Origin of the sequence: Pseudomonas sp. NPDC089758, from assembly GCF_044748705.1 — a bacterium.
Taxonomy (GTDB): Bacteria; Pseudomonadota; Gammaproteobacteria; order Pseudomonadales; family Pseudomonadaceae; genus Aquipseudomonas; species Aquipseudomonas putida_X.
Genome location: NZ_JBIVGN010000026.1, coordinates 1 through 20,379 on the forward strand (window position 1 = coordinate 1; position 20,379 = coordinate 20,379).

General features: G+C 64.7%; 16 protein-coding genes. 7 read left to right on the forward strand and 9 right to left on the reverse strand.

Features of this window, described 5'->3' with window-relative positions; translation table 11 throughout:
- Window positions 1–374 precede the first annotated feature (374 nt).
- From ACIPZH_RS24640 to ACIPZH_RS24660, 5 genes are all read left to right on the forward strand, one after another.
- Window positions 375–1,415 (forward strand): WD40/YVTN/BNR-like repeat-containing protein, encoded by a 1,041-nt coding sequence (locus ACIPZH_RS24640; RefSeq protein ID WP_400638178.1) that lies wholly within the window; start codon window positions 375–377, stop codon window positions 1,413–1,415.
- Window positions 1,412–3,808, forward strand: a complete 2,397-nt coding sequence (locus ACIPZH_RS24645) for an RND family transporter (protein ID WP_400638180.1) — start codon at window positions 1,412–1,414, stop codon at window positions 3,806–3,808. Before ACIPZH_RS24640 ends, ACIPZH_RS24645 begins: the two co-directional genes overlap by 4 nt.
- A gap of 147 nt (window positions 3,809–3,955) precedes the next feature.
- Window positions 3,956–4,249 (forward strand): DUF5629 family protein, encoded by a 294-nt coding sequence (locus tag ACIPZH_RS24650; RefSeq protein WP_267822171.1) that lies wholly within the window; start codon window positions 3,956–3,958, stop codon window positions 4,247–4,249.
- Window positions 4,215–5,345, forward strand: coding sequence for a lactonase family protein (locus tag ACIPZH_RS24655; RefSeq protein ID WP_400627011.1), 1,131 nt, complete (start codon window positions 4,215–4,217; stop codon window positions 5,343–5,345). The genes ACIPZH_RS24650 and ACIPZH_RS24655 overlap by 35 nt, the downstream gene beginning before the upstream one ends.
- 123 nt (window positions 5,346–5,468) lie before the next feature.
- On the forward strand, window positions 5,469–5,648 hold the full coding sequence (locus ACIPZH_RS24660) for a hypothetical protein (RefSeq protein ID WP_400627013.1): 180 nt from the start codon (window positions 5,469–5,471) through the stop codon (window positions 5,646–5,648).
- 33 nt (window positions 5,649–5,681) lie between these two features.
- Here ACIPZH_RS24660 and ACIPZH_RS24665 read toward each other — a convergent pair whose 3' ends face one another.
- Genes ACIPZH_RS24665 through ACIPZH_RS24675 form a run of 3 tightly spaced genes read right to left on the reverse strand, consistent with a single transcriptional unit; the run spans window position 5,682 to window position 11,151 of the window.
- The gene (locus ACIPZH_RS24665; RefSeq protein ID WP_267822177.1) at window positions 5,682–6,275 is read right to left on the reverse strand and encodes a glutathione S-transferase; all 594 of its coding nucleotides are present in this window, start codon (window positions 6,273–6,275) and stop codon (window positions 5,682–5,684) included.
- Entirely contained in the window at window positions 6,272–9,916 is a 3,645-nt protein-coding gene (locus ACIPZH_RS24670) for an AAA family ATPase (RefSeq protein ID WP_400638181.1), read from the reverse strand. Before ACIPZH_RS24670 ends, ACIPZH_RS24665 begins: the two co-directional genes overlap by 4 nt.
- On the reverse strand, window positions 9,913–11,151 hold the full coding sequence (locus ACIPZH_RS24675; RefSeq protein ID WP_241803091.1) for an exonuclease SbcCD subunit D C-terminal domain-containing protein: 1,239 nt from the start codon (window positions 11,149–11,151) through the stop codon (window positions 9,913–9,915). The genes ACIPZH_RS24670 and ACIPZH_RS24675 overlap by 4 nt, the downstream gene beginning before the upstream one ends.
- Before the next feature lie 310 nt (window positions 11,152–11,461).
- Between ACIPZH_RS24675 and ACIPZH_RS24680 the strand changes: the two genes are divergently transcribed.
- Window positions 11,462–11,893 (forward strand): DUF2628 domain-containing protein, encoded by a 432-nt coding sequence (locus ACIPZH_RS24680; protein WP_400638183.1) that lies wholly within the window; start codon window positions 11,462–11,464, stop codon window positions 11,891–11,893.
- 108 nt (window positions 11,894–12,001) lie between these two features.
- Here the strand turns inward: ACIPZH_RS24680 and ACIPZH_RS24685 are convergent, their stop codons facing one another.
- Genes ACIPZH_RS24685 through ACIPZH_RS24710 form a run of 6 tightly spaced genes read right to left on the reverse strand, consistent with a single transcriptional unit; the run spans window position 12,002 to window position 18,824 of the window.
- Entirely contained in the window at window positions 12,002–13,627 is a 1,626-nt protein-coding gene (locus tag ACIPZH_RS24685; RefSeq protein WP_400638184.1) for a BatD family protein, read from the reverse strand.
- A complete protein-coding gene (locus ACIPZH_RS24690; protein WP_400638186.1) occupies window positions 13,624–15,342 on the reverse strand; it encodes a tetratricopeptide repeat protein in 1,719 nt (572 codons plus the stop codon). Before ACIPZH_RS24690 ends, ACIPZH_RS24685 begins: the two co-directional genes overlap by 4 nt.
- Window positions 15,339–16,415, reverse strand: coding sequence for a vWA domain-containing protein (locus ACIPZH_RS24695; protein WP_400638187.1), 1,077 nt, complete (start codon window positions 16,413–16,415; stop codon window positions 15,339–15,341). The genes ACIPZH_RS24690 and ACIPZH_RS24695 overlap by 4 nt, the downstream gene beginning before the upstream one ends.
- Complete coding sequence (locus ACIPZH_RS24700; protein WP_241803099.1) at window positions 16,408–16,902, reverse strand: DUF4381 domain-containing protein; 495 nt, start codon at window positions 16,900–16,902, stop codon at window positions 16,408–16,410. Before ACIPZH_RS24700 ends, ACIPZH_RS24695 begins: the two co-directional genes overlap by 8 nt.
- 13 nt (window positions 16,903–16,915) lie before the next feature.
- Window positions 16,916–17,860 carry a DUF58 domain-containing protein gene (locus ACIPZH_RS24705; RefSeq protein ID WP_241803100.1) on the reverse strand — a complete coding sequence of 315 codons (945 nt, stop codon included), beginning with the start codon at window positions 17,858–17,860 and terminating at the stop codon, window positions 16,916–16,918.
- Window positions 17,861–17,864: 4 nt separating this feature from the next.
- Window positions 17,865–18,824, reverse strand: coding sequence for a MoxR family ATPase (locus ACIPZH_RS24710; protein ID WP_039601915.1), 960 nt, complete (start codon window positions 18,822–18,824; stop codon window positions 17,865–17,867).
- Between the two features lie 216 nt (window positions 18,825–19,040).
- Here ACIPZH_RS24710 and ACIPZH_RS24715 point away from each other — a divergent pair, with 216 nt between their 5' ends.
- On the forward strand, window positions 19,041–20,351 hold the full coding sequence (locus tag ACIPZH_RS24715) for a DUF2235 domain-containing protein (RefSeq protein WP_400638188.1): 1,311 nt from the start codon (window positions 19,041–19,043) through the stop codon (window positions 20,349–20,351).
- Window positions 20,352–20,379: the final 28 nt, after the last annotated feature.

Genomic DNA, 20,379 nt, shown 5'->3' on the forward strand with positions numbered 1-20,379 from the left:
CTCGCACGAGTGGCATTCGCCCTGATGAGAAATCAGGACGAATACGTTACCAAAGGCGGGAAAATGGCTTGCTGATAACCATAGAATCTCCCACAGGGATTTGGACCGGCTTTTAGGAATTGGGCAAGAAGCTTGCTTCCATAGGCAAAGCGCAGGCCTGAAGAACTGCGCGATCGTGGTGGGAGCCGGCTTGCCGGCGATTGGGCTGTGCAACAGCCCCCCGTGTCTGGTTAACAAAACATAACGTCCTGCTCGTTGTGTTCCCGCAATCATCCCCGCTACGATGGCCCGAAGCTATTGCAGGCCTCTACTACAGGGTTTTCGCAGTACCTGCAAGGCACAGACCCACCAAGAACAACAAACAGGGGATGGTCATGAGGGAGCGGGTGATGACGCATGCCAGGCGCAGTGCCTGGCCGTTGGCGGCCAGCGCAACGCTGGCGCTGGCACTGGCGATGTGGGCGGGGAGCACGCAGGCCGCCGCTGCCCAGGAGTATTCCACCGAATCGGCAAAGGCCAGCCAGAGCCTGCTGATCGACGCCGCTCATGCTGGCAAGCGCCTGGTGGTGGTGGGCGATCGCGGCCACATTCTTTTCTCCGATGACCAGGGCAAGACCTGGACCCAAGCGCGGGTGCCTACCCGGCAATTGCTCACCGCAGTGTTCTTCATCGACGACAAGCGTGGCTGGGCAGTCGGGCACGACGCGCAGATTCTCGCCAGCAACGATGGCGGTGCGACCTGGAGCAAGCAGTTCGAAGACCTTGCCCGTGAAGCCCCGCTGCTCGATGCCACTTTCCTCGATGCCCAGCACGGCTTTGCCGTGGGCGCCTACGGTGCATTGCTGGAAACCCGCGACGGCGGCCAGCACTGGCAGGACGTCGCCGAGCGCCTGGACAACCCCGACCAGATGCACCTCAACGGCATTGCCCAGATCAGGGATGCCGGCCTGTTCATCGTCGGCGAGCAGGGCAGCATGTTCCGCTCCAGCGACAGCGGGCAGAGCTGGAGCAAGGTCGACGGGCCCTACGAGGGCTCGCTGTTCGGCGTGATCGGCACCGCCCAGCCGCAGACGTTATTGGCCTATGGCCTGCGCGGCAACCTGTTCCGCTCCACGGACTTCGGCGACAGCTGGCAGCCGATCGAACTCAAGGCCGCACGCGGCAACCTCGAATTCGGCCTGGCCAGCGCTACGCTTCTGGATGATGGCAGCCTGGTATTGGTCGGTAATGGCGGCAGCGTGCTGCGCAGCATCGATGACGGGAAGCGCTTCACGGTCTACAACCGCGCCGACCGTATCGCCTTGGCCGGCGTCAGTGGCCTGGCCAATGGTGGCTTGCTGCTGGTAGGGCAGGGTGGTGTCCACCTGGCCACCGCTGAAGGAGCCGACCAGGCAGCCCAGGAGCCTCGCCCATGACCAGTCGAGAGAGCATCATGCACCCCCACCACCAGGACAAGCCCACGCTGCTGGAACGCCTGATTTTCAACAACCGCCCGGTGGTCATCGCCCTGTGCGTGCTGGTGAGCATCTTCCTGTTCTGGCAGGCCTCGCAGATCCGCCCCTCGACCAGCTTCGAGAAGATGATCCCGCTCGAACACCCGTTCATCGAGCAGATGATGGCGCACCGCAACGACCTGGCCAACCTCGGCAACACCGTGCGCATTTCGGTCGAGGCGGTCAACGGCGACATTTTCGACAAGGACTACATGGAGACCCTGCGCCAGATCCATGACGAGGTGTTCTACATCCCCGGCGTCGACCGTGCGGGCCTCAAGTCGTTGTGGAGCCCCAGCGTGCGCTGGAGTGAAGTCACCGAGGAGGGGTTCTCCGGCGGTGAAGTCATCCCCAATACGTACGACGGTTCGCAGGACAGCCTCGACTCACTGCGCGACAACGTGCTCAAGTCCGGCCAGGTCGGGCGCCTGGTGGGCAACAACTTCAAATCCAGCATCGTCGATGTACCTTTGCTGGAAAGCTACCCCGATCCGCAAGACCCCGGTAAGCAGGTCAAGCTGGACTATCAGCAGTTCTCGCATCTGCTCGAGGAGAAAATCCGCGACAAGTTCCAGGCACAGAACCCCAATGTGAAGGTGCACATCGTCGGCTTCGCCAAAAAGGTCGGTGACCTGATCGACGGCCTGGTGATGGTGGCGATGTTCTTTGGTGTCGCGCTGGTCATCACCTGGGTCTTGCTCTACTGGTTCACCTGGTGCATCCGCAGCACCATCGCCGTGCTGATCACCACCTTGGTGGCAGTGGTCTGGCAATTGGGCCTGATGCATGTGGTGGGCTTTGGCCTGGACCCTTACTCGATGCTGGTGCCATTCCTGATCTTCGCCATCGGCATTTCCCATGGGGTGCAGAAGATCAACGGCATCGCCCTGCAGTCCAGTGACGCCGAGAATGCCCTGACCGCCGCCCGGCGCACCTTCCGCCAGCTGTTCCTGCCCGGGATGATCGCCATTCTCGCCGACGCCGTGGGCTTCATTACCCTGCTGATCATCGACATCGGCGTGATCCGCGAACTTGCCATCGGTGCGTCGATCGGCGTGGCGGTCATCGTTTTCACCAACCTGATCCTGCTGCCGGTCGCGATTTCCTATATCGGCATCAGCAAAAAGGCCATCGAGCGCAGCAAGGAGGACGCCACCCGTGAGCACCCGTTCTGGCGCCTGCTGTCGAATTTCGCCAGTGCCAAGGTGGCGCCGGTGTCCATTGCCCTGGCCCTGGTCGCCTTCGCTGGCGGCTTGTGGTACAGCCAGAACCTGAAAATCGGCGACCTCGACCAGGGCGCGCCGGAGCTGCGCCCGGACTCGCGCTACAACCAGGACAACAACTTCATCATCAGCAACTACTCGACCAGCTCCGATGTGCTGGTGGTGATGGTCAAGACGCCCGCCGAAAGCTGCTCGATCCACTCGACCATGGCACCGATCGACGAGCTGATGTGGACCATGGAAAACACCCCCGGCGTGCAGTCGGCGATCTCCCTGGTGACGGTGTCCAAGCAGGTGATCAAGGGCATGAACGAGGGCAGCCTGAAATGGGAAACCTTGTCGCGCAACCCTGACATCCTCAACAACTCCATCGCCCGCGCCGACGGCCTGTACAACGCCGACTGCTCGCTGGCACCGGTGCTGGTGTTCCTCAACGACCACAAGGCCGAAACCCTCGAGCGGGTCACCAGCGCTGCCAAGGCGTTTGCCGAAAGCCACGACAAGGACGGCTTGCAGTTCCTGCTGGCGGCGGGCAACGCCGGGATCGAGGCTGCGACCAACGAGGTGATCAAGTCGGCCGAGCTGACCATCCTGATCCTGGTGTACATCTGCGTGGCGGTGATGTGCCTGATCACCTTCCGCTCCTTTGCTGCCACTTTGTGCATCGTCCTGCCGCTGGTGCTGACCTCGGTGCTGGGCAATGCGCTGATGGCATTCATGGGGATCGGCGTGAAGGTCGCCACCTTGCCCGTGGTGGCGCTGGGCGTGGGTATCGGTGTCGACTACGGCATCTACATCTACAGCCGTCTGGAAAGCTTCCTGCGTGCCGGCCTACCGCTGCAGGAGGCCTATTACCAAACCCTGCGTTCGACCGGCAAGGCGGTGCTGTTCACCGGCCTGTGCCTGGCCATCGGCGTGTGCACCTGGATCTTCTCGGCCATCAAGTTCCAGGCCGACATGGGGCTGATGCTGACCTTCATGCTGCTGTGGAACATGTTCGGTGCGCTGTGGCTGCTGCCGGCGCTGGCGCGGTTCCTGATCAAGCCCGAGAAGATGGCAGGCAAGCAGGGCGGTTCGATCTTCGCCCATTGAGTGCGGGGGGCCGCTTTGCGGCCCATCGCTGGCAAGCCAGCCCACAAGGCCTGTGGAAGCCGGCTTGCCGGCGATCACCTGTGAAGCCGGTGCCATGCAACGCAGGGTCAAGGTTATAATGCCGGCTCACTTGCAATGGGTACCCCCATGTCCTCCCTCACCACCGCCCTCGCATCCTGCGACATGCTACTGATCGACGGCCTCCACGCCTTCGACTTCACCCTCGATGCAACAGGCCTGACGGTCGAATGCATGGACGGCCGCCAACACCGTCGCTGGACCTTCACTGCCGAACAGGTCGCCGCCGCCATCGGTGCCGGTGACGAGTGGCAACTGCACGATGCCCAGGGTGAGCATCGTCTAGTCTGTATGAGTGCCTTTCGCGCCCCGGATGAAGAAGAACACCATGAACCGGACTTGGACGAGCCTGCTGACCGCTAGCCTCATGACCCTGACTTTCACTACCCAGGCTGCCACGCTGCTGGTGGGCAGTTACACCGATGGCGCCAGCCAAGGTATCTACCGCTACCTGTTCGACAGCAAGACTGGCCGTATCGACCCCACGCCGCAGCAGGTGGTCAAGAGCGTCAGCCCGTCGTGGCTGGTACTCTCGGCCGACCAGCGGCAACTGTTCACGGTCAACGAAACGCCGCAGGGCCATGCCAGCAGTTTCAGTGTGAACGGCAACGGCGAGATCAAGCCGCTCAACCAGGTGGCCAGCCGTGGCGATGAACCGACACACGCCAGCCTGAGCCGCGACCAGCGTTACCTGTTCGTCGCCAACTATGCTGTCGCCCCCGACCCGGGCGGCAGCCTGGTGGTGATCCCGGTGGCCAAGGACGGCAAGCTCAAGGAGGTGGTGCAACAAGCGCGGCACAAGGCCAGCGGCGTCAACCCCGAGCGCCAGGCCGGTGCCCATGTGCACGCCGTGGTGCTGTCGCCCGATGGCAGCCACCTGTATGCCAGCGACCTGGGCGCGGACAAGGTGTTCATCTACCGCTACGACGGCGCCAGCGTCGACCGGCCCCTGAGCGCTGCGATACCGGCGTCCGTCGAGCTGCCGCCCGGCAGCGGCCCGCGTCATCTGTTGTTCGATGCCAAGGGGCGGCATGCCTACCTGACACTGGAAATGAGCGCCGAAGTGGTCGTGTTCGATGTCGACGACGCTGCGCTGCACGAACGCCAGCGCCTGCCGCTGACCGAGCAGAAAGACGCTGCGGCCAAGGCCGCGGGCGGACTGCACCTGTCGGCAGACGGGCGCTTCCTGTATGTCAGCAACCGTGGCACAGCCAACGAGATCGTGGTTTTCAGCGTGGGCAAAGAGGACGGCCAATTGGCCTTTTTGCAGCGCCGTTCGGTAGAGGGCGACCACCCACGGGAGTTCGCGCTGGACCCAAGCGACAACTTCCTGCTGGTGGCCAACCAGAAGAGCAACCAGATCGTGGTCATCCGTCGCGACCCGCGTACTGGCAAGCTCGGTGAAACCGTGCAGACCTTGCCACAGGACGCGCCTTCGGACCTGAAGTTTATCGATTGACTATCGATGGACGTGATAATCCCTACCACCGCAATGAATTTCTGTGGCGGACCTCAGCGGCGTAAGTTTGACCCAAGGCCCAGGCGGGCCAACGTCAAACCACCGAAGTCGAGGTCTGCCCAGATGAACTTCAATCTTTTCCCGGTCATCGCCGCATCCGCCCTTTCCGCCTCAGTCGTGCTGCCGGCGCATGCCCAGGCTGATTCCCGCAACAAGGTAACCGCCACCCACAGCTATACCGAGCAGTACCTGCGCCAGAGCGCCCATTTTCATGCGGCCTTGAGCGCTAAACACAACCTGTGAGCCCTGCGCGAACCGCGACAGGCGCGGGCCAACTCACTTGGCCATCACCGCCTTGAACAGCTCAGACGCCAACCACCTCTCCAGCCAGCTCCGCACACGCGGATAAGCCGCCTCGGCGAACCACTGCGGTTCGACCCCGGCAAACTGGCGCATCAGGGGCAACAGCGCGGCGTCGACCAGGCTTGCATGGCTGGCCAGCAGGTAAGGCCGGCCTTCTAGCAGCTGCTCAAGCTCGGCCAGCCAGGCCTCGGCCTGCTGGCGGTAGTGTTCGCGCGTGTGCTCGGGGTATCGCTCGGCATATTTGTACAGGTTGACCTGCGCTTTGAACTCGCTGTCGTTGCGGGCAATAAGCCGTTCAGCCTGTCGCGCGGCGGCAGGGTCGGCTTGCAACCGCCAGTCCTGCGGGTCATTGCGCTCGAGCGCCCAGCGCATGATGTCCAGGCTTTCCTCCAGCACGCCTTCACCGGTATCGAGCACCGGTACCGTCCCCTTGGGTGACAAAGCCAGCAAGGCGGCCGGCTTGTTCTTCATCGCCACTTCGTGGATGTGCACCTCGCACCCGGCATAGTGCAGGGCCAGGCGCGCTCGCATGGCCCAAGGGCAGCGGCGGAAGGAGAAAAGAATCACCCGCACACCTCGACATCACTCAGGCCATTGCCCTGGCGACGCACCTGGATCTGCACCGGAATACGCTCGTGCATCTCTTGTACGTGAGAAATGACCGCGACCTTGCGCCCCTGCGCCTGCAGACCGTCGAGGGCGTCCATGGCCAACTGCAGCGACTCAGGATCGAGGCTTCCGAACCCCTCGTCGATGAACAGCGACTCGATACGCAGGGTGCTTGAGGCCATTGACGCCAGGCCCAGGGCAAGCGCCAGCGAGACCAGGAAGGTTTCACCGCCAGACAAGGAGTGCACAGAGCGCAGTTCGTCGCCCATTTCGGTGTCCAGCACCAGCAACCCCAGGGCGCTGCCGCCACGTTTCAGACGGTAGCGCCGCGCCAGTTGGCGCAACTGGGCGTTGGCATGGTGCAGCAGCAGGTCGAGGTTGTAGCCCTGGGCGATCTTGCGGAACACATCGCCAGAGGCTGAGCCGATCAGCGCATTCAGGCGTGCCCAGCGTTGCCACTGTTGGTGGGCCTGTTCGATTTCGCAGGCAAGGGCCTGGTACGCCTGCTGGCGACGCTGGTCGTCAGCCTGCTGCGCGCGCAACTCGGCGCATTGCTGTTCCTGAGCGGTCAGTTGCTCGGCAAGGCCGGCCAGTGCTTGCTCAAGGTCTTCGCCATGCAGGTCACCCTGTGCCTGAGCGGCGTGCTGCTGCAGGCGCTGTTCACGTTCCTGGAGCAGCACGCGGCCTTGCTCGATGGCGTTTTCTGCTGCCTGCAGCTGCTGGCGCAGGGTACTGAGCTGGTTATCGTCCATGGCCAGCAGGCGGTCCAGCCCGCTGTCATCCAGTTCGGGATGTTCGCTGCGCCATTGCGCGACTGCGTGCTGAAGCTGCTGGCACTCCTGCTCCAGCGCCTGCTGGCGCTGGGTATTGGCCTTCAACTCCGCGGCCAATTGCACGCCCTGGTTGCGCAGCGCCTGCAGGCGCTCTGCGGTTTCGGCATCGAGGGCGCGGGCCTGTTCCAGCTGCGCTTCGAGGTGGTGTTGCCACGCTTCGGCGCTGCTATGTTCGCCGAGCAGCGTGGCCAGCTCCGCCTGGGCCTGCAGGCGCTGCGCTTGGAGGGCGTCGAGGGTGTGCTGCAGGTGTTGCTGAGCCTGCAGGCGCGTCTGCTGCTGGTCGCGTAGCTTGTCCAGTTGCAGTTGGCGCGCGTGCTGCTCGTCCTGTTCGTCCTTGCGCTGCTCCAGCTGTTGCAGGCGCTGCGCGATCTGCTGGTCGAGGCTGAGGAAGGCATTGGCCGGATCATCACTCAAGGCCTTCAGCACATCAGCCGGAAGCACATTGGCCAAGTCATCGAGGCCTTGTTGCAGATGCTGTTCATCGTTGGCCAAGGCCTGGTGCTGTTGCTCCAGGTGGCGTTGGGCCTCTTGCTGCGCCTGCTGCGCGGCCTGCAATTGCTGGGTGAGGCGGGCGGCGTCTTTTTGCAGGGCGAGCAGGGCGCTTTGACGCTTCTCGTCCTTTTTGATCTCATCGTCCAGGCGCTGCAGCTGGCTGTCCAGCCACGCGGTACGGGCCTTGTCGTCCTGTGGCGCCAGGGCAGGCCAGAGGGGGTGCGACTGTACCTGTGCAACCAGCGGCTGCAACTGTTCGCCCAGCTGCGCCTGTTGCTGTTGATGGTCCTTGAGCTGGGCGTTGACCACGCCAAGCTGCGTGCGCAGCTCCACCAGTTTGCCGTTGAGCGTTTCGACGTGCTTTTGCGCAGCATCCACTTCGGCCTGGTCATGTCGGCCCAAACTCTGCAGCAAAGCCTCAGGCTGGTGGAACGGATGTTCAGCGCTGCCACAGACCGGGCACGGTTCGCCGTCGCGCAGTTGGCCGCGCAGCTCTTCGACGCTGGTATTGCGTGCCAGGCGCTGACGCTCCAGCAACTGGCGTGTGAGGTTGAGCGCCTGCTCGGCCGCTTCCAGCTCCGCCTTGGCTGCGGTGCCTTCACCGATCAGCTGTTGGCGTTGCTGCATGGCCTGCTGGTGACGTTCTCGCAGCCCCTCCAGCTGACTGCGCAGCTCCTGCTCGCGGCCATGCAGGCGCGACAGTTCTTCGACCGCCCGCTGCTGTTTGCGATTGTCCTGCAGCATGTTGCCGAGCAGGTCGATTTGCTCCGCCAGCGCCTGCGGCTCGGCTTTGGCTTCGCGGAACATCAGCTCGAACGCGTCATGCTGGGCCTGCCACTGCGCGTTGGCCTCGCTGGCGCGCGCCTGCAGGCCAGGCAGCTCCTCACGGCCCTTGCTCAGGCGCCCGCCAATCACCATGACTTGCTTGAGTTGTGGCAGGTAGGCCTGCCAGGCATTGGCCAGGCCGGCCAGGTGCTGGCTGTCTGCCAAGGCCGTGTCGATCTGCGCCAGCTGTTGCAGGCTGCGCTGCTGGTGTTCATCCAGTTGCTGCAACTGTTGCTGGCCTTCGGCGACGTGCAGGTCGGCCTGCTCCCTGGCGGTGCGTTGCGCCTCCAGCTCAGTGTCGAGGCGCGCCAGGCTGTCCTGGCCGGCAAACGCCTGGCGCAGGCGCGGGGCACTGTCGCTGTGCTTCGCCTGGCTGTCGGCCAGTGCCTGGCGCGCGGCTACCAGCGCCTGCTCCAGCGCCTGGGTGTGCCCCTGCAGCTCAGCTTGCAGCTGTTGTTGCTCGGCAATCTGCGCCGCCAACGGCGTCAGCTGTGCGGTCAGTACTTGCTGGCGATGGAACTGGTGCCGTTGCGGTGCCAGGCGTTCCAGGCGCTGCAGGTCGAGGCGTTGCTCGGCCATGGCTTGCCAGTTCTGCTCGGCAGCGTGCAGGGCGGCGCCGGCTTCGCTGAGTTGCGTCTGCAACAGGCGTTGCTCGTTGAGCCAGGTGCGCTGTTGCTCCAGCTGGCGCTGGCGGGCTTGCTCGGCCTTGAAGTGTTGCTGCGCCTGCTCCAGACGCGTGTCCAGCTCGATTCGGGCTTCGGCGGCCATCGGCAGCAGGTGGCTGGCACGGTCTTTCAGCGCGTTGTGCGCCTCGCCGGCTTCGCGGGCCTTGCTGAAGGCACGCTGGCCCAGGCGCGTGTAGATTGCGGTGTTGGTGAGTTTTTCCAGCAGCTCGCTGCGTTCTTTGTCGTCGGCCTTGAGAAAGGCGCTGAATTCACTCTGGGCCAGCATCACAGCACGGGTGAACTGCTCGAAGTTGAGCCCCAGACGGGTTTCGATCAGTTGCTTGTATTCGTTCTTGCCACTGCCCAGCACCTGCTCACTGTCCAGGTCATAGAGGCTCTGACGGCTGGACTGCAGCTTGCCATTGGCCTTGTCACGGGCACGGTTGGCTTCCCAGCGCGCGCGGTAGCGGTGGCCGTCGATGCCGACGAAATCGACCTCGGCAAAGCCGCTGCCGGTGCCGCGGCGCAGCAGGTTGCGCGGGTCCGAGGTGGGGATTTCGCCATCGGCATCTGGCACCTTGGCTTCGCGGCCAATGTCATTGAGCCGCGGCACAGTGCCGAACAGCGCCAGGCACAGGGCGTCGAGCAAGGTGCTCTTGCCGGCACCGGTAGGCCCGGTGATGGCGAACAGGCCTGCGCTGGCCAGGGGTTCGGCGGTGAAGTCGATGTCGACCGGGCCGGCCAGGGATGCCAGGTTCTTCAGGCGGATGGCGAGAATCTTCATGGCTGTTCCTCTTCCAGCTGGACGTCCTGCAGCAGCAGGGCGAAGTCGGCCAGGGCCTGCTCGTCGGCGGGGTTGCCATAAGCCTGTTCCCAAGCGCGGCTGAACAGATCCTGCGGGGTCATCTGCGACAGTTCGACGAACTCAAGCTCGCTTTCCTCATCATTGCCACGGCCGGCATATTCGGCGCTGATGCGGATCAGCCGCACCGCCTTGCCGTGCAGGGCGCTTTCGATCTGCTGGCGCAGGTCTGGCTGCGGCTCGTCCAGCAGCACGCGCACTTCGAGCCACGGCTGGCGGTTGGGGTCGTCGAGCAGGTCGATCACCGGCAGTTCGGCAAGCTGCTCCAGCAGTTCGCCCAAGGGCGCAGGGCCGATGCGCTGCAGGGCCACGGCGCGTGGCACCGGGCGCGGCTCGACGCTGACCAACTCGGCGCCGTCGAGCTCGACTTCCAGCACCTGGTGCGGGTAGTTGATTTCGGCGAACGACAGTGGGATCGGCGAGCCGCTGTAGCGGATGCGGGTTTCGCGGTTGACCTTCTGCGGCTTGTGCAGGTGGCCCAGGGCAACGTAGCTGATGGCCTTGTCGAACAGTTTGGCCGGAAGGGCTTCGGCGTTACCGATGATCAGGCTGCGCTCGGAGTCTTCGGACACCGCGCCGCCGGCCATGTGCGCGTGGCTGATGGCGACCAGCGCCTGGTCCTTCTTGCGCTTTTTCTGCGCGGCCGCGATCAATTGCTGGTGCACCTGGTTGATGCCCTGCAGGTAATCGTCACCCAACTGCGGGCCGGTGACCTCGGCTGGGCGCAAAAAAGGCAGCGCCAGGCACCAGGCTGCGACCTTGCCGCGGCCGTTGGTCAGCGGGATCAGCAGGCGTTCGGCGTCCAGCTGGCCCTCATCCAGCCAGTGCACGCGCCCTAGCGCGTGGGTGCGCAGACGCCGCATGAGCGCGGCAGGTAGCTCGATGCGCGAGCCGGAGTCATGGTTGCCGGCGATCATCACGATGTCCAGCTTCGGCTGTTGCTCGTGGGCCTGGACGATGAAGTCGTATAGCCGCTCCTGAGCTTTGACCGGCGGGTTGACCGTGTCGAAGATGTCGCCGGCGATCAGCAGCGCGTCGGGCTGGCGCAAGCGCAGCTGGCCGAGCAGCCAGTCGAGGAAGCAGGCGTGTTCGAAGTCGCGTTCCTGGCCGTGCAGGCTTTGGCCCAGGTGCCAGTCGGAGGTGTGAAACAGACGCATGGATGACCTGTTGGATTGGGACATGAAGGCTTCGGTGCTTGGCGTCATGACATCGCCAAGGTGGCCTTCGAAGGAGGGCGGTATGGTAACTCAAGTGGCTTGGCGATTGTCTGGAGCCTGGCCGTGTTCGGTGCATTCAAAGGGCGGGGCAGTGCGCTACAAGGGCAATCCATTATGCGAACGGGTCGACATAGTGGCCATCTGCTTGCTTGATGCCAGCCATCGCCGATGCTCTAATCCCTTACCCCGGCCGCGGCGCTTGCAGTGCTGCGGGTGTGGGCTACCGGATCCCATCTGAAAAGGAATTTTTATGCAAAGCACGCCACAAATCCAGGCCGACTACGCCAACCTCAAGCCTAAATGGCAGGAGCGGTTCGCCTTCTTCGATCAGCACGGCGGCCCACGTGAAGCGACCTACAAAGCCGCGTTCCGCGCTTTGCCGTTTCGCAAGAAACTGTTGATCAACAACAATTTCCTCGGATTCTTCTTTGGCCCGATCTACTGGTTCGTCCTAGGCATGTGGAAGAAGAACCTGGTCATGCTGGCCATCATCATTGGCGTCGGGCTGCTTGAAGGCGTTTACGAGGCTGCCACGGGTAATGCAGTGCCTCGGGCGCTGGATCAAGGCTTCAGTGTGGCCTTTGCCCTGTTGTACGGCATGTTGACCAATTACGCTTATTACTTGAAACAGACCAAAGGCGAGCAGGGCTGGAACCCGTTTCAGGGTCACCGCTTCATCTGATCGCTCAGGGTTGTCGCAGAGGGGGAGCAGCCAGGATCGCATCCTGGTTTGGACGGGCTTGTCTGACGTGCGCTACAGCACGCTAGACGGGCCCGCGCGCTCTCCCAATCACTTCGGATAAAGCGGTGGCAAGCCCCCTGGCTCCCCAGACGGCAGTAACACGTGTTCTGCCGGTGGAATCGTCCCTATCGCCCGCCACAGATCCTCTCCCTGCCAATATTGGCCGCTCTCGCTATACAACGCCCCGTTCAAACCATCCAAAGCATCCGACAGCGGCACGAACCGCGCCGCCATCTCCGCCAGGGTCTCTGGCTGTTGCCGCGCCCAGGCATCGAGCGCCTGGCGGGTGGCCTGTGGGTCGTTGGCCTGGCAGGCGCGCTTGAGGTCGTCCAGCAGGGTGCGTGGGCTGGGGCCAGTCTGGGCGGCGCGCAGCACGGCCGGTTGCGAGCGGGCGCGCCACCACAGGGTGAAGCCCAGTAGCGTGGTCAGGGCGAACACCAGGGTGGCGAGCTGCCAGGGCCAGAGCAGGCTGCTGCCCGTGCTGGCATCACCGACCGGGCTCTCGGCGCTCAGGGCCGGGTTGTCCTGCACGTTCAGGGTGCGCGCAGGCAAGCTGGAATGCTCCAGGTGGTCTTCGCGGGTGTTCCACCAGGTGACCTCCAGTGCCGGCAGCGCCAGCTCACCACTGTGGGTCGGCACCAGTGCTTCGCGCTCCTCGCGGTTGGCGGTCATGCCGCGCTCGCTGATTTCGTTGCGCAGCAGCGGTTGGTCCGGGTAGCGGCGCAGGCCGACGATTTCGGTGGCCGGCAATTGTGGCAGTTGGGTGCTGGACAGCCCCTCGGCGCGCAGGGTGATGCTGCGGGTCAGGGAGTCGCCTATCTGGGTTGGCTGTGTGCCGGGGTCGGGGTTCCAGTGTTCTTCGAGGGCCAGGCTACGGGCTGGCAACCACGGTTCGGCTGCGGGCCAGGCGGCGGGGATAGGGCGAACGTTCAGGCGCAGCGGCAGTGAACTGACCTGTACCTGGCGGCCTGTACGTGCGCTGCCCGCAGGCTGCTGCGCATTATCGGCAGCAGTGGCGGTGAACGTGAGGGGCGCGATGTCCAGGCTGCCGCTCTGCTGCGGATAGAGTGCGTAGCGTGTCTCGATCACCCCGTGGCGTACGCCGTTGATGTCCTTCTCATAGGTACGCGAGTCCCCCAGCGGTTCGACTTTGGCGTTTTCCAGGCGCAGCGGGCTAAGGCTGCTGTCGTCGTACAGCGACACCGAATGGTAGATGCGCAAGGTCAGCACGGCCTGCGCCTGGACATAGACATCACTGGTGTCCAGGGTAGCCTCGATGAACACCTGGGACGCGCTGTCCGGGCGGTCGGCATCCGCTTGCACCACCTGCAGGTCGATGGCCTGGCTGCGCGATTGCCCCAGTTGCAGCTCAGGGATACGCAAGCTGCCGCTGCGCCGCGGCAGCAGGGTAATGATCCAGCGAGTGCTGGCCCGGGTCTCGCCATCGAGGGTGTGCAGGCTGTTCAGCTGACGCGTGCCGCGTACTTCGAAGTCGCCGTCCAGGGCGCGCAGGTCGGGCTTGCCGAACTGGGTCACGTCCTGGCTTTCGAGGGTCAGCTCCAAGGTTTCACCGGCCTCCAGGCGGGTGCGGTCGACACTGGCCTGCAGGGTCGGTTCGGCCTGGGCGAGCACGGCCCATATCAGGCTGAGGAGAAAGACGCCAAGGCGACTCATCGTTGGGATTCCTGATGCAATTGCTGTTCGTACCAGAATTTTCGTCGCAGCAGCTGCGCCGGGTTGTCGGGGATCTCCCGCAGCCATTGTTCCAGGGCTTGGCGTTGTTCGGCATCGAGGCTGGTCGATACCGGCCGCTTGGGCGGCTGGGTGATGCTGTCATCGTCGCCCACCTGGTTACCGGGTGCGGCCTGGTTGTTGCCACTGCCTTCAACGGGTTGATCGGTGTTTGTCTGTTCTTCGCTGCCCGGCGAACCCTGGGCGGGGCTGCTCGCCGAGCTGCTGTTGCCCTCGGTCTCGCTGCCCGGCGTGCCTTGGGCATCGTCTTGGGCCGGTTGTTCCTCGGCCTGGCCTTGACGCTGCTGTAACAGTTGTTGGACCAGGGCCTGGTTGTCCAGCGCCGGCTTCAGGTCGGGTTGATGCTCCAGGGCCTGCTCGTAAGCATCCAGGGCGGCTTCCAGCTCACCGCTGCGGGCCAGGGCGTTGCCTCGATTGTAGTGGGCAGCGGCGGTATTGGCTTGGCCGAAGGCGGTGGCGGCAGCGGCATAGTCACCGGCCTGGTACAGCGCCATGCCGCGCCATTGCGGGTCCTGGAAGTGCCGCGCGGCTTCCACCGGGCGGTTTTGTTCAAGCAGGCGCTTCCCTTGCTGATCGGGGCGCAACCACAGGTCATTGAACTCGAACGCCTGGCTCGGCTGCGGCAGGGCCAGCAGCAGCGGCAAGCAGAACAGCCAGCCGCGCCGACCCGCGCAGGCGGCCAGCAGTAACAGGGGTATCAACAGCCAGTAGCCTTGGTCGGCCCAGCTGTCGAGCTGCAGGTTCTGGCCGTCATTGCGCAGGATGCGCGGGTTGTCGTACAGGCCGAGGCCACGCAGGTCGAGGTCGTCGATCCGGGCATGACGGTAGCGTCCTCCGGTGCCGTTGATGAACGCCCTGAGCCCGCCGCTGTCCAGGCGCGGTACCAGAATGCCGCCTTGCTCGTCCTTGAGAAACTCGCCGTTGGCCTGGCGGACCGGCGCCCCTTCGCTGGTACCGATGCCGAGCATCAACAGGCTCGGGCCCTGGCGGCCAAGGGCCTGGACAATGCCCTGGCGTTCCGGGTCGCTCAATGCCGAACCGATCAGCAACAGGCGGCCTTGGCCCAGGCCGCTTTGCGCCAGCAGGGCCAGGCCCTTCTGCACGGCCAGGTCGGCGCGCTGGCCGGGCTGCGGCATGATCGACGGGTCGATGGCCTCGAGCAGGTTGCGCGTGGTGCTCAGGTCGTCGGACAGTGGCACCAAGGTGTGCGCGCTGCCAGCGTAGACGATCAAGGCCGTCTGGCTGTCGCGACGGTGTTCGAGCAGGTCAAGGACCTTGCGCCGCGCCTGCTGCAGCCGGTTGGGCGGCGTGTCCTGGGCAAGCATCTGCGGGGTCAGTTCCAGCAGGATCACCAGCGGGTCGGCCGGGCGTTGGCGGGTTTCTTCCAGGCGCTGCCAGCTCGGCCCGAGCAGCGCCAGTACCGTCAGTAACCAGGCAAGGCCCAGTGCGACCCAGGGCATTTTGCTGTGGCTGCCGCTGCCGCCACCGAGCAGCACCGGGTGGAAGGCCGGCGGCAGGATCATCTGCCAGCGCCCGGCGCGCCTGCGCCGGTGCCAGAGCTTGAACACCAGCCAGGCGAGCAGCGGTACCACCAGCAGCCAGAGCGGGCGCAACCAGTGCGGCCAGAGGTCGATCATCGCCGCCTCCTCAGGCGCAGCCTTTTGAGGCGCTCACGCCATTGCGGGTGGGGCTGCAGGAAGCGTGGCCGGCGCAGCGCACGCTGCAGCAGGTTGTCTGGCCATTGCACCGCCACCACCAGCAGCACGCTGAGCAGCAAGGCCAGGGCCAGTGGCCAGGCATACAAAGCGGTTGCCGTGCGGGCCTGGGTTGGCTGTTGGGCGACCGGTTCCAGCTGGTCGAGGGTATCGCCGATCGCATCCAGTTCGGCGCCGTCGTGGGCACGGAAGTAGGCGCCATGGGTCAGGTCGGCGATTTCCTTCAGTGAGGCCTCGTCCAGGTCCAGGCTGGGGTTGAGGCCGAGCAGGCCCGGCGTACCGCTGGCCTCAGGGTTGGCGCCGATGCCGATGGTGTAGATGCGCACGTCTTCCTGGGCGGCCAGGCGGGCAGCGGTCAATGGATGGATCCGCCCGCCGTTGTTGGCACCGTCGGTGATCAGTACCAGCACCCGGCTCTGCGCCGGCCGCTGGCGCAAGCGCTTGACCGCCAGGCCGATGGCGTCGCCGATGGCGGTGTTCTTGCCGGCGATGCCAATCTGCGCTTCGTCGAGGAAGGTGCGTACGGTACGCCGGTCGAAGGTCAGGGGTGCCTGCAGGTACGCCTGGCTGCCGAACAGGATCAGGCCGACGCGGTCGCCTTCGCGGTTTTGCAGGAAATCGCCCATCAGCGCCTTGACCAAGTCGAGGCGGCTGACCTCTTCGCCCTGCCACTGCATATCGGGGAAATCCATGGAGCCGGACACATCCACCGCCACCAGCAGGTCCCGGCCGCTGGCGGCCACCGGTAGCGGCTCGCCCAGCCACTGCGGACGGGCAGCGGCGAGCAGCAGCAACAGCCAGATCAGCGCGAACGGTGCCTGCTGACGCAAGGTCGGCAGGTTCAGCCGTGCCCGACGCCCGGCCAGGCTTTCGAGTTCATTGAGAAAGCCTACCTTGAGCACCGGCTCGCCGCTGTCGGCGGCAGGCAGCAACAGGCGCGCCAGCCACGGCAGCGGCAGCAGCAGGAACATCCACGGCCAGGCCAGTTCAAACATGTTTGCGGATCCAGGTTTCGACAGCCTGACTGAGCCCGGCAATGGCCTTGTCGTCAAGCTTGCATTCCGGCTTGTACGCGCCTTCTACCAGCACCATCCAGCGGGTCAGGCCGGCAGCGGGGCAGCGGTTGTCGAGGAACGCCAGCCACTGGCGGCCATTGAGGGTATGGCTGTTGGCGCCGGGGTAGTGGTTGCGGCACAGGCGCTTGAGCAAGGCGTTGATCTGTTGCAGCCAGGCCCCGGCCGGCGCGCCGTCGTAGGGGCGCGGCAGCAGGGCCAGCTCGGCCAGGGCTTCCAGGCGTACCGGGTCCAGCGGTTGCTCGGCACGCACTATCCTGCGCTTGCCTGGGCGCCAGCGGCGCAGCCGCCACAGGCCCCAGGCCAGGAAGGGGAGGACGCCAAGCAGCAGCCACCAGCCTGGTGCCGGTGGCCACAGGCCGATCGCTGAAGGGGGGATCAGCGGTTGCAACTGGTCCAGAGGGTTCATTGGGCGCTGCTCTTCATGAACCGCTCCGTGGGCGCTGTGCATTCAGGTATTCGCGCAGTTGCTCGATCATTTCGCTCTGGGTGCTCAGGGGCATCAGCAGCACACGCAGTTTCTGGGCCATCAGCTCCCAGCGTTCTATGCGTGCTTCGGCCTGCTGACGGTAGGCCTGGCGCAGGTTGGTGTCCAGGGTGTCGAGCTCCAGGTGCGCGCCGCGCTGGGAGAAACGCAGCAGGCCTGCTGCCGGCAAGGCATGGTCGAGGGGGTCGGACACTGGCATCAGCAGCAGGTCACAATGGCGCGAGAGCATCGCCAGGTGCTGTTCAGCCTGGGGGCTGAGTGAGCGCTCGTCGCAAATGACGATGGCCAGGCTGCCTGGGCGCAGTACTTCACGCGCGCGGCGCAGCGCCAGGCCCAGGCTGTCGGCGTGGGGCGCGGCTTCGGTGTGCAGCGCCTGATTGACCTTCGCCATACGGTTGAGCAGCTGCAGCAGGCTCTGCTTGCTGCGCCGCGGCTTGATTTCATGGTGTTCATCATCGCCGAATACCAGCCCGCCGATGCGGTCGTTGTGGCCCAGCGCTGCCCAACCGAACAGCGCCGCGGCCTGGGCCGCAAGCACTGACTTGAACATCAGCCCCGAGCCGAAGAACAGGCGCTGGCTTTGCTCGACGAGGATGAAGATCGGCCGCTCGCGCTCTTCATGGAACAGCTTGGTATGCGGCTCTTGGGTGCGTGCGGTGACCCGCCAGTCGATGTTGCGTACGTCGTCACCGGCCTGATAGACACGCACCTGGTCGAAGTCCACGCCGCGCCCGCGCAGCTTGGAGTGGTGCAAGCCTACCAGCGGGCTGCGCTGGCCAGGGCGGGAGAACAACTGGATTTCGCGCACACGGTGGCGCATGTCGATCAGCTCGGCGAGGCCGATGCGGATGCCGGGTTCGGCCTGCTGAGCGGTGGGCATGGGGTCAGGCAACGGCGACGACGTCAAGGATGCGCTGGACCACGCGATCCTGGTCGACCCCGGCCGCTTCGGCTTCAAAGGACAGGATGATGCGATGGCGCAGCACGTCGAACAGCACGGCCTGGATATCCTCGGGGCTGACGAAGTCGCGCCCGGCCAGCCAGGCATGCGCCCGTGCACAACGATCCAGGGCGATGGAACCGCGCGGGCTGGCGCCATAGGCGATCCAGTCGGCCAGCTCGGTATCGAACTTGGCCGGTGTGCGCGTGGCCATCACCAGTTGCACCAGGTATTCCTCCACCGCGTCGGCCATGTACAGGCCGAGGATTTCCTTGCGTGCGGCAAAGATGGCCTGCTGGCTGACACGCCGTTCAGGTTTGACTTCGCCTCCCAGCGCTTCACCGCGGGCCTGGGCAAGAATGCGTCGCTCCACCGCCGCATCGGGGAAACCGATTTTCACGTGCATCAGAAAACGGTCGAGCTGGGCTTCCGGCAGCGGGTAGGTGCCTTCCTGCTCGATCGGGTTCTGCGTGGCCATGACCAGAAACAGCGGCGACAGGTCGTACGTACTGCGCCCGACACTGACCTGGCGTTCGGCCATTGCCTCGAGCAACGCCGACTGCACCTTGGCGGGTGCCCGGTTGATTTCGTCGGCCAGCACCAGGTTGTGGAAGATCGGCCCCTGCTGGAAGACGAAACTGCCGGTTTCCGGGCGATAGATTTCAGTGCCCGTGATGTCGGCCGGGAGCAGGTCGGGCGTGAACTGGATGCGATGGAACTGCGCTTCGACACCTTCGGCCAGCTCTTTGATGGCCTTGGTCTTGGCCAGGCCCGGGGCGCCCTCGACCAGCATGTGGCCGTCGGCCAGCAGCACGATCAACAGCCGCTCGACCAGTTTTTCCTGGCCTAGGATCTGGGAGGAAAGAAAGGTGCGTAGCGCGATCAGCGCTTCACGGTGTTCCATCGGCGGCGGTTCCTGGGATTGGGCCAGGGCGGGCGCGTAGCGCGACGGACCTGGCAGGGGTGGATACTTTAATCTATCCGGGGGGTGGCGACCAATTACGCCCCGGTTTTTTATGCGCATCGAAAGGTTGCACTATCCGCATGCCTTTGCGGTGTTCTCTGATTTGCGCTGGCGGTGATCTGGCGCTTGCTTGTGCTCTTCGAATCATGAAGGAGCATGATGATGAGCAAGCAGTCTGCTGCGCCTGCCCCGGTTACCCTGCGGGTGGGCGTTTTTTTCGACGGCACCGGCAACAATCAGGGCAATGCTGCACCCTTGGCCGCCACCGGCCACGGCTGCGCAGGGGGCAGTTACGCCAATGCCCGCAGTAACATTGCCCTGCTGCACGCGCTATATCCCTGCGGGCCCGTGCACGGGCAGGTCCATCTCAACGTGTATGTGGAAGGGATCGGTACAACGCACGGTGGCCCTGACTCGCCCTTCGCCCAGGCGACGGGGCGCGGAAGCGCGGGGGTGGCGGCGCGGGTAGAGCAGGCGCTGGCAGAGGTTGGCAGGCAGTTGCGCGATTATCGGGCAAAGCATCCGCAGTTTGTGCCCACGTGCATCGAATTCGACCTGTTCGGTTTCAGCCGCGGTGCGGCGGCGGCCAGGCACCTGGCCAATCGCCTGGGCACGGATGAGGCGGGCCTGCCGGCTGAGCTGCACGGGCCGAGGGCGATCAACTTCATTGGCCTGTTCGATACCGTGGCGGCAATCGTTGCACCCTTGCGAGGCAGCTTCGGCCCAGCCAGCGATCGCCACGGCGGCTTGCGTCTCGGGCTGGACACGCGTGTCGCCCGGCAGGTCGTGCAACTGGTGGCAGGGGATGAGCAGCGCCACAACTTCCCGCTGGTGCGTAGCGACAACGACATTGTCGTGCCGGGTGTGCACTCGAATATCGGTGGCGGCTATCTGGAGCACATGCACGAGCAGGTACTGTTGTGCAAACCGCATTCGAGCCGGGTCGCGCGCACGACACCGGCCCACTGCACGCGCGCCCATGCGGCGGTCACTGGGCTGCTGAGCTCGACCTTTGCAAGCCTGGTCGATCCGCGGCCCCGGCTGCTCAGCTGGGAGGTGCCGGTCCAAGGCAGCCGAGCCAGGCGCGATACCCCGGAAAAGCAGGTGTACGCCGCTGTGTACCGAGAACGTGAAGTCAGTGGCCATCTTTCACGTGTCTACCTCAGCATCATGCGTGAACTGGCCGTGCGCGGTGGGGTAGCGTTCGCCCCTCTGGGCGGTGACGATGCGCATCGCCTGCCGGCAGAATTGCTGCCTGTCAGCCGCAAGCTGCATGAGTTTGCCCTCGGTCAATGTGCGCAATTGCACCTGACGTCCCAGGAGCGAGCGTTGTTGCAGGCGAAATACGTGCACACATCGGCGCACTGGAACGCTGTGAAAGGGCTGGATAACAGTTCGCTGGACGCATTGTTCATCGACCGGCCGGGCAAGGCGGGCAGGGTGCTGCACAGGAACCCGGTGGGTTGACGTACCCGCCGGCCATTTCAAGGGCAGG